The sequence below is a fragment of the Pseudoalteromonas sp. Z1A6 genome, assembly GCF_011378745.1.
Lineage (GTDB): Bacteria > Pseudomonadota > Gammaproteobacteria > Enterobacterales > Alteromonadaceae > Pseudoalteromonas > Pseudoalteromonas arctica.
In genome coordinates this window covers 1-8,842 of sequence record NZ_WTKW01000176.1, presented here as the reverse complement: position 1 = coordinate 8,842, position 8,842 = coordinate 1, and the positions used below count along the sequence as shown (strand labels likewise).

At 38.5% G+C, this 8,842-nt stretch carries 7 protein-coding genes; 6 read left to right on the top strand and 1 reads right to left on the bottom strand.

What is annotated here, in order from left to right; all coding sequences use genetic code 11:
* Positions 1-132: 132 nt before the first annotated feature.
* The 6 genes from GQR46_RS12055 (at position 133) to GQR46_RS12030 (ending at position 7,205) form a co-directional block, all read left to right on the top strand.
* Positions 133-1,803 (top strand): phosphoethanolamine--lipid A transferase, encoded by a 1,671-nt coding sequence (locus GQR46_RS12055; RefSeq protein WP_165741081.1) that lies wholly within the window; start codon positions 133-135, stop codon positions 1,801-1,803.
* Entirely contained in the window at positions 1,800-2,171 is a 372-nt protein-coding gene (locus tag GQR46_RS12050; protein WP_165741080.1) for a diacylglycerol kinase, read from the top strand. The genes GQR46_RS12055 and GQR46_RS12050 overlap by 4 nt, the downstream gene beginning before the upstream one ends.
* Positions 2,162-4,111 (top strand): LTA synthase family protein, encoded by a 1,950-nt coding sequence (locus tag GQR46_RS12045; protein WP_165741079.1) that lies wholly within the window; start codon positions 2,162-2,164, stop codon positions 4,109-4,111. The genes GQR46_RS12050 and GQR46_RS12045 overlap by 10 nt, the downstream gene beginning before the upstream one ends.
* A 73-nt stretch (positions 4,112-4,184) precedes the next feature.
* Entirely contained in the window at positions 4,185-4,859 is a 675-nt protein-coding gene (locus GQR46_RS12040; protein ID WP_007377292.1) for a response regulator transcription factor, read from the top strand.
* Positions 4,840-6,276, top strand: a complete 1,437-nt coding sequence (locus tag GQR46_RS12035; RefSeq protein WP_165741078.1) for a HAMP domain-containing sensor histidine kinase — start codon at positions 4,840-4,842, stop codon at positions 6,274-6,276. Before GQR46_RS12040 ends, GQR46_RS12035 begins: the two co-directional genes overlap by 20 nt.
* Before the next feature lie 50 nt (positions 6,277-6,326).
* Positions 6,327-7,205 carry a TraB/GumN family protein gene (locus GQR46_RS12030; RefSeq protein WP_165741077.1) on the top strand — a complete coding sequence of 293 codons (879 nt, stop codon included), beginning with the start codon at positions 6,327-6,329 and terminating at the stop codon, positions 7,203-7,205.
* Positions 7,206-7,252: 47 nt separating this feature from the next.
* Here GQR46_RS12030 and GQR46_RS12025 read toward each other — a convergent pair whose 3' ends face one another.
* Positions 7,253-8,662 (bottom strand): ATP-binding cassette domain-containing protein, encoded by a 1,410-nt coding sequence (locus tag GQR46_RS12025; RefSeq protein WP_165741076.1) that lies wholly within the window; start codon positions 8,660-8,662, stop codon positions 7,253-7,255.
* Between the last annotated feature and the right edge of the window lie 180 nt (positions 8,663-8,842).

Sequence of the window (8,842 nt, the reverse complement as noted above, 5' to 3'; positions counted from 1 at the left end):
GGTTTGATTAATTTTTAAGAATATTTTTATAAATAAAATTATTTATCACCTTCAGGTAATGCGTAGGTTCTCTTAAGCGACTCTTAAGTGTTGTTGCATAGCATGGCGTTGTTATTTTAAACGAGCCTAAATATGAACGTAATTAGTCAAACACCAGCACAAAAAAAGCCAAATCGTAGTAAACGGTTTTACATTCACTGTAGTGCAAATGCCTTTGTAGTGATGATTGCCTGTTATTACTGTTTAGTTATAAACATTCCTTTTATTCAAGGTTCGTTTAGCGCCATAACCTCTCTTGCATCTTTTTCATGGCTATTTTTACTTTCAGTCCCGCTACTTTTGTTATGCCTTTTAATTATTTTCTTTTCGATAGTGTCGGTTAGATGGTTATTAAAACCAGTTAACTATCTTTTACTGATAATTTCGAGCGCCGTGCTTTACGGCTCATTAAATTACGGTGTCGTGTTTGACTATTCAATGATTCAAAACACGTTCGAAACCGATTCAAGCGAAGCGCTGAGCTATTTAAATCCGCAACTCATAGCCTTTTTACTGTTGTTTTGTGCGCTACCTGTTTTTATATTAAGCAAAGTAAAAATACACTTTACTCGCCCCCATCAAGAAGCGATTAGCCGTATAAAACTTATTGTAGCGTGCTGCTCATTAATTGTTTTAGTGGTCGTGAACTTTTACGCCGACTACGCAGCTACTGGCCGTAATAACCGCATTTTGAAAAAAGAAATTATCCCATTTCAGTATCTCTCCAGCGGTTATAAATATATGCGCGATCAACTGCTGTACACCAATATAAAGTTTAAAAATATAGATACAACACCCACTTTAATTGCGCCTAACACCACCAGCGTAACCGTTATAGTTGTTGGCGAAACCGCACGAGCAGAAAACTTTGCTTATCAAGGTTATAAGCGCAACACAAATTCTTACACACAAAAGTACAATGTGACGTATTTTAATAATGTGGCGTCTTGTGGCACCGCTACTGCTGTGTCTGTGCCGTGTATGTTTTCACTGCAAACACAAGATAACTTTGATCGATTAGCAGCCGACAACCAACAAAACCTGATTGACTTAGCACAACAAGCTGGCAGCGATGTATTGTGGGTTGATAATAACAGCGGCTGTAAAAACGTATGCCCTCGTGTTGTTAACATTGATATCCCAACCACCCCATCAGCGCTTTGCGATGGGAAATATTGTTTTGATGAAGCACTCCTTGCTCCACTTAAACGCAAACTCGCTAATTTAAGCCAAGCTAACACCGTTCTTGTCCTACATATGATGGGCTCACACGGGCCAACTTACTTTAAACGCTACCCAGATAAGTTTAAGCAATATACGCCTACGTGCGATAGAAGCGACATTCAAAACTGCTCACTCGATGAATTAGTTAATACCTACGACAACACAATTGCGTACAGCGACTTTGTTAACGCCCAAGTAATTGAGCAATTAAAAGCACTGCCAAACAACATAGATAAGCAGTTTTTATATGTCTCTGACCATGGTGAATCACTTGGCGAAGCCGGTGCTTATTTGCATGGTTTTCCGTATAGCTTTGCCCCAAGTACACAAACACATGTCCCCCTTTATATGTGGGCTGATGAGCATAACCAGCGCATTACTAATACCTGTTTAGCTAATTTAGACACCCGCGCTGCGCGCTCACACAACAATATTTTTCACACCCTTTTAAATTTAATTGGCATTAAGAGCAAAACATATCAGGCATCGCTTGATTTACTTGCTAGCTGCCAAACAACACCAAGCGAAATACAATTATGAGCAATAAAACCGTTATAAAACGCCAAGGCTTAATGCGCCTTATTTTTACCTTAAGCCATTCTTTTAACGGCTTAAAATGGATGAGTCGATTTGAAGCGGCGTTTCAACAAGAGCTAGTACTGTTTTCATTACTAGGTGTGTTTGTGTGGCTACAAAAAATTGTACTAAGCGACAAGTTATTACTGATAGCCAGCCTGCTTTTTGTTTTGTTTGCTGAACTTGTAAATACAGCCGTTGAGGTTGTGGTGGATAGAATTGGCAGTGAATATCATGAGCTTTCGGGTCTCGCTAAAGATATTGCCTCAGCCAGTGTATTTATAGCCATGCTAATTACTGCTCTTATTTGGTGGGCTGTATTATGGGCTTAACACTTAAAAGTAATAATTTTACAGTCAAGCAAGCACTTGGTCCTGTGTGGATTCTTGTTGTATTTACTTTTTTGGCACTGAGTTTTTTAACACTTGCTCGTTTTGGTTTGAGTGTTTGGCAAGGTGAGCGTGTATTTGGATCGCATGCGTGGTTATCTATATTTATAGGTGGTTTAAGAGTAGATATAGCCACTTTAAGCTACATTATTATGCCCGCATTATTACTTACATTAGTTATGCAAAGCATAGGGTGGCAAAATAAAGTTCGCGGCCTAATTAAAATTTACTTAGTGGGGATGTCTGCTTTACTCGTTTTTTTTGAAGTGATTACGCCTACATTTATAAACGAATACGATTTACGCCCAAACCGCTTATTTATAGAATATTTAATTTACCCTAAAGAAGTCTCAAAAATGATTTTTTCAGGCTATAAGTTAGAAGTATTTATTGCTGTTATAGCACTTATTTTAAGCTGTAAATTTGCAGGTAAAGTATTTGGCAATCAATGGCAAAGTACGTCATCACTAACAGGCTTAAACCAATCAATTTTAGCGCTCGTTTTAGTATGCTTAACTATTTTGGGCGCCCGCAACTCATTAGGGCACAGACCACTTAACCCCGCCATGGTCTCGTTCTCTACCGATCACTTACTTAACGACTTAACCCTTAACTCCCTTTATAGCGTCGCGTTTGCAGTTAAGCAACTTTCTAATGAGCAATCAAGCCAAGACTATTACGGTAAAATGCCCACCGATGAATTGCTTAGCATTGTGCGTAGTAACATGCAAAATACGCAAGGCACATTTAGTGATGCAACCGCCCCTACAAAAACGTTTCATGGCGCAAGTAATACAGGTAAACCCAAAAATTTAGTCATTATTTTACAAGAAAGTTTAGGTGCTCGTTATGTAGGCACGCTTGGCGGTTTACCGCTTACACCTAATATAGACGCCCTTTATAAACAAGGCTGGGGGTTTGATAATTTATACGCCACGGGTACACGTTCAGTGCGTGGGATTGAGGCGGTAATTACAGGGTTTACACCCACACCTTCGCGTGCGGTTGTTAAGCTTGATAAATCACAACGCGACTTTTTTACCATTGCTGATTTTTTAGCGAAGCAAAATTACAACACGCAGTTTATTTATGGTGGCGAAAGCCATTTTGATAACATGCGCAGCTTCTTTTTAGGCAACGGTTTTAAAAGTATCGTAGATACAAATAACTTTAATAAAATAGATTTTAATGGCTCGTGGGGCGCATCAGACGAAGACTTGTACGACCAGGCCGACATAGAACTTACTAAGCTTAAAAATCAAAACAAACCCTTTTTTAGCCTTATATTCTCAAGCTCTAATCATAGCCCGTATGACTTTCCTGACGATAAAATAACGCTGTACGATAAACAAAAACAAACCCGTAATAATGCAGCAAAGTATGCCGATTACGCACTAGGCACGTTTATCGAAAAAGCTAAAAAATCGAGCTACTGGGACGACACTGTATTTATAGTTATTGCCGATCACGACTCGCGTGTATCTGGGGCGAGTTTAGTACCGGTTGATCACTTTAAAATTCCGGCCGTTATTTTTGGTAAAAATATTACCCATAAACGAGATAGCCAACTAGCCAGCCAGCTCGATATTCCTGTTACTCTACTTTCTTTGATTGGCGCAAGTGGTAAGCACCCAATGATAGGTCATGATTTATCAAAGCCAATTAGCGACAAGAAACAACGCGCAATGATGCAATACGACAAAAACTTTGCTTACATGCACGATAATAAAGTGGTGGTGTTACAACCACAAAAACCAGCAACCACCTATACGTATAGCAATAACCAGCTTGTGCCATGTGAAAACGATGAGCAACTAGTTAAAAAAGCCCTAGCCCACGCGAACTTAGGTAATTTAGCCTACACAAATGGCTGGTACCATTAGTTATTATTCTTGCAGTGACTTGATAATAAAGCCTTGTTAAAGTAACAAGGCTATTTTTATAAACCGAGTAAACATGAAAATCCTCGTTATTGAAGACTCTGAAGCACTAAGACGCAGCTTGCAAGTTGGCCTTAGCAACCTTGGTTTTACCGTAGATGAAACAGGTGATGGCTCAGAAGGGTTGAGTATGGCACTGAGTGGAAACTACGACCTCCTCGTACTTGATTTAATGCTACCGAGCGTTGATGGCATGAGTATTTTACAAGCACTGCGCAGCAGTAATAGCCAAAGCCGTGTGCTAATTTTATCTGCACGAAGTGAGCCTCAAGATAAAATTAACGGCCTTATGAAAGGCGCTGACGATTATTTAACTAAGCCATTTTCGTTTGAAGAACTCCATGCTCGCGTCCTTGCATTACTTCGTCGTGGTTCACTGCAAAACCAACAAAATACCCTTACCGTAGGTGATTGCGTATTAGATCTGTCACTTAAAACTCTTCACTACAAGCAACATGCCATTGAGCTCACGCGTAATGAATACAAAATAATAGAATGCTTATTTAACGCCCCAGAGCGAGTATTGGGGCTTGAGCTTATAAGTGAAGCGGTGGTAGGGCAGTTTGATATGCTCTCTAAAAATGCGCTTGAAGCACACATCTCAACCATACGTAAAAAAGTAAGACAGTTTGATGGCGAGCTCCCGATAAAAAATAAACGTGGATTTGGTTATGTCGCAACAACAAAATAAAAATCACTCAATAAAACGTAAACTCGTTAATAATATTAGCGCTGTGATCTCTGTTATTTTATTCACCATATTTTTAACCGTTGATCTAAGTGTTGATACTTGGGTGGAAGATCAGTTCAATCAGTCTCTAACTAACAAAGCTAACTACTTAAAAACCTTAGTTGAGGATGACAACAACGTAGTTGAATTTGATTTTGCTGGTGAGTTTATGTCGGAGTATGAAGCAGCCGATGCCACGGAGTTTTACCAATTATGGCATGGCCGTGATGTGTTTGAGCGCTCGGACTCATTAGAGCTTTATGAAAATGCTAACCTACCTTTTTTAGAAATGCCGATAAACGAATCTAAAATTATAGATTACGAGCTTCCTAACGGGCGTGATGGCCGCGCACTTATAAGTCACTTTGTAGCCCAAAAAGACGATAGAAACCCCACTCACTCTGCTGTTTTTAATACCATGACTCTTGCGATTGCAGCGCCGACAGCCGAACTTAATAAAGTACTGATTATTATTGATGTGGTCTTTATTTTAACCTGTGTACTTGGTGTGTTTGGTGTGCGCTATTTAGTGACACGTATTGTAAATAAAGGTCTGCACCCGCTACACAACTTAAACGACCAAATTAAGTTACTCGATATTACCGGTGTTGCGCAAACAATAGAAAGCGACTTTAAAGTAGAAGAAATAGAACCTATACGTAACGAGCTAAATAAGTTTATTACCGTTAATCAGCAACTCTATAGTAATGAAAAACGCCTAACAAGCGACATTGCACACGAGCTTAAAACCCCAATAGCTGAACTAATAAGCCTCTCAGAAGTGGCTATTCGCTACCCTGACGATAGACGCATTAGCGACACCTATACCAGTGATGTGCTTAATATTTCACAGCGTATGAAAACGATTGTTAGCAACCTATTACTGTTGCAGCGCTCAAGTAGCAGTGCAATGCAATTAAATGCACAAAATATCATTCTAAATAACCTAGTAAATCAAATTGTTGATGAGCTGACCTTTAAGCACCCAACTATTAAAGCGCGTTTAAATAATGAGATAACTGACGAGTTTACACTTAATGCTGACGAATTTAGTTTAAATACCATTTTATGTAACTTAATCGATAACGCACTATTTTATGGACTCCCTGAGGCACCAATTAAATTAACTGCCGTAAATAACAGCACAAACATGACCATCTCTGTTAGTAACAAAGTAAATAAACCACTAAGTAGTGAACAGCTCACTGCTATTTTTGACCCGCTCTATCAGCTAGATTCATCTAGAACTAATAACCAGCGCCATGGTTTAGGATTATCAATTGTACAGAGCTTATGTAACTTAAATGGCTTTACTATCACGGCCAGTAATACCGAAAGCAATACGTTAACGTTTATATTAACGTTACCTCTGAAGTAAATTTAGGTTAGTATTTACACTACTAACCTTCGAGATTTTAAGGACAAACCATGAATGCTCTTACCCGTATTAGCCACTTTTTTATTGTGGCATTGCTTATAACATTTAGCCTTAACAGCTATGCAGCTCCCGCCTTATATAAAATAGAAAAAAATGGCGTCAGCTCTTACTTATTTGGCACTGTACACGTTGGTGATACCAGCATGAAAGGCTTACCTAAAAATGTAACCGATGCAATTAGCGCAAGCAAAGAAGTCATTGTTGAAGTTGATATAAGCAAACTTACACCACTTGAAATGCAACAGCGCTCAATGCCATTTATGATGCTAAGTGACGGTAAAACATTACAAACTGAGCTTTCAAAGCAAAATTATACCAAGCTAAAAAATTACTTTGCTAAAAAGTCGATTGATATTGCTATGTTTAATGGCTTAAAGCCTTGGGCTGTTATGGTGACTATGATGCAAATTGAATTTCAAAATGCAGGATATTCAGATAAAACCGGCATAGACAAGCAAGTGCTTAGTTATGCTAAAGAGCATAATATTAAAATTGGCGAGCTTGAAACCCTAGAGCAACAACTGCAAATGTTTGATGGCATGGCGCTATTAAGCAATGAAATGATTGAAGAAACCTTTGAGCAACTCAGCGATATTAATACTTACTTTATCAAATTAGTTAATGCCTGGAAAAACGGGGATATGGATACACTAACCGATTACTACAACATGAGTTTTGATGACAGTAATTATGGTGAAATTAGCGAGCAAGTAATGCTAACTAACCGCAATAATAATTGGGTTAAACAACTCACACCGCGTTTAGCAAACGAGCAACTATTTATTGCCGTAGGCGCTCTGCATTTACCTGAAAAACACGGGTTACTTAAACAGCTACGAGATAAAGGCTTTAGCGTTACTCGTCTTTAAAATAAAAATGGGTTGAGTGAATTTTCGCTCAACCTTTCTCTGAGCTTTTAATTAAAGTCTTCCATTTTTAAGTAATTCTCTATTCCTTTAATTTTGTCTGCCGCATGATGATTTACATAAATCACAGTACTTGTATTAGCAGCACAAATTTTCTCTATTAGTAGCAGTACACGCTGCCTGTTTGCTTCATCTAATCCTAAGCAAGGTTCATCTAAAATAAGTAACGTTGGATGCTTTACCATAGCTCGTACAATTAAAAGCATACGTTGATCGCCGTACGAAAGCTGGGTGAATGAGATATTTTGCTTATCACTTAAACCAATAAATGCCAGCCACTGTTGAGCAATATTAACTTGTGCGTCGCTCGGCTTTTGATATAAACCTATGCTGTCATAAAAACCAGATATAACAGTATTTAAAGCCGATATACTTACGCGATAATCCATATGTAGCGCGTTAGATATAAAACCAATATGCTGTTTTATATCCCAAATACTCTCCCCTGTCCCACGTTTAAAACCGAACACTTCAATGTCATTGTTATAACACTGTGGGTTATCACCTGTTATTAAATTTAATAGGCATGTTTTACCTGAACCGTTCGCTCCACTAAGCTGCCAATGCTGATGCTTTTTTATAGTCCAATTGAGATTTTTGAATATGCTTACGTCACTATAACTAACTTTAGCATTACTCAATTTAACTAAGGTATTACCAGTGAATGCCTTTTGCTCTTGCTCGGCGTCAGGAGATGGCACATCCAATGAAGTATGATCTAAATGAAGTAGTTTTAGTAAGTCACTTAATTGCTCACTACTTGGCTTTGCTAAAGTATGTAACAAGCAGCCTTGGTTTACATAACCATAGTGAGTAATGAATGAAGGCATTTCGTCTAAGCGGTTTAGCACAAAAACAAAAGTAATCGTGTGGCTAAGCTCTATGAGTATTTTATTAAGTTGCTGGCAAGATTGTACGTCGAGTCCATCAAATGGCTCGTCAAGTACGACTAACTCACTATGGGAGCTGAGTGCTTTTATAAGTAGGAGTTTACGAGTTTCACCCGTTGAAAGGTCTCTAAAATGCCTATTTAGTAATGAGCTAAATTTAAATAATTCTATTAGCTGCGCTAATAACTCATCATTATTACTATGCCCTGTAAAAATAAGGTCTTTAACGAGGGAGTGCTTTTCATGCTCTAATTCTTGAGCTAGTAACTGTTTATGCGAATCTGAAGACACGAGCATAAGCTTATTAATACTACTTATACGCTTACCACTTTCGCACTTAGCTTCACCAACTAACGCAGCTGTCAGTGCAGATTTACCGGCTCCATTAGCACCTAGAAGCAGCCAATGTTCTCCTAGATTCACTTGCCAATCTAGGTTGCATATGTCGTAACGACTTTTGCCTTGCCCTTGTAAGTAACCATTAAATTGCTCAAGCGTAATTGACTGCACTAACTTTTCCTAATAAACCTTAAAACAGCAAGTTAACGCATATTAAAAGAGCTTAGCAAGCTTGTTATCTGCAAAATTAATTTATTTCACTAGGGCGTGTTGATCTTTGTGGATTGAAATTTGTTCAATCTAAGGGCGATTAAATCGCGGCGCGAGGTTTGTAACCTAGTGGGCTAAGTA

What these genes read in the sequence shown, in the direction of transcription:
- GQR46_RS12035 (WP_165741078.1), top strand. Translation starts at nt 4,840, where the DNA reads ATGTCGCAACAACAAAATAAAAATCACTCAATAAAACGTAAACTCGTT.
- GQR46_RS12040 (WP_007377292.1), top strand. Translation starts at nt 4,185, where the DNA reads ATGAAAATCCTCGTTATTGAAGACTCTGAAGCACTAAGACGCAGCTTG.
- GQR46_RS12055 (WP_165741081.1), top strand. Translation starts at nt 133, where the DNA reads ATGAACGTAATTAGTCAAACACCAGCACAAAAAAAGCCAAATCGTAGT.
- GQR46_RS12030 (WP_165741077.1), top strand. Translation starts at nt 6,327, where the DNA reads ATGAATGCTCTTACCCGTATTAGCCACTTTTTTATTGTGGCATTGCTT.
- GQR46_RS12045 (WP_165741079.1), top strand. Translation starts at nt 2,162, where the DNA reads ATGGGCTTAACACTTAAAAGTAATAATTTTACAGTCAAGCAAGCACTT.
- GQR46_RS12050 (WP_165741080.1), top strand. Translation starts at nt 1,800, where the DNA reads ATGAGCAATAAAACCGTTATAAAACGCCAAGGCTTAATGCGCCTTATT.